Source organism: Oceanobacillus sp. CFH 90083, assembly GCF_009389585.1.
GTDB lineage: Bacteria > Bacillota > Bacilli > Bacillales > Amphibacillaceae > Oceanobacillus.
Genome location: NZ_VIYG01000048.1, coordinates 1 through 478, shown reverse-complemented (window position 1 = coordinate 478; position 478 = coordinate 1). Strand labels below are relative to the sequence as shown.

Here is a 478-nt window from a genome sequence, read left to right as displayed (position 1 = left end):
CTTACGTGGACCAGTGTTATCTGTGTGACCTTCGATACGTGCAGTAGCGTTAGGGTATTCAGATAATTTTTCAGCAACTTTAGCGATTTCTGGCTTGTATTGGTCTTTGATGTTTGATTTGTTAGTATCAAAGAACACACGAAGTTCCATGTTAAGGTCTTCAGTTAACTCTTGTGGTTGTGGAGCAACTGGAGTTGGTTCAACTGGAGCAACTTCTACTACAGGAGCAGCAGGCTTCAAGTGACCACCAAGAACTACGTTTAAGCCAGCAAGAGCTGTATAGTTCCAGAACTCTTCATCAGCATTATAAGTAGCACGAGCTTCAGTACGAAGAGATAAAGCGTCGTTTAAGCGCCAGAAAGCACCAACACCAGCGTTACCTAAAGTACCTTCTTCAGAAGTACCACGTGTACCACGATTTACGCCATCAAAGTCATATTTATAGTGACCAGCACCTAATAATACGTACGGCTTGATT

1 protein-coding gene is annotated in these 478 nt (G+C 42.7%); it reads right to left on the bottom strand.

The genetic code is table 11. The annotated features are described in order from the left end of the window. Positions 1-478, bottom strand: a 478-nt coding sequence (locus FLK20_RS21420) for an OmpA family protein (protein ID WP_152658623.1), incomplete at both ends; no start/stop codon positions are given.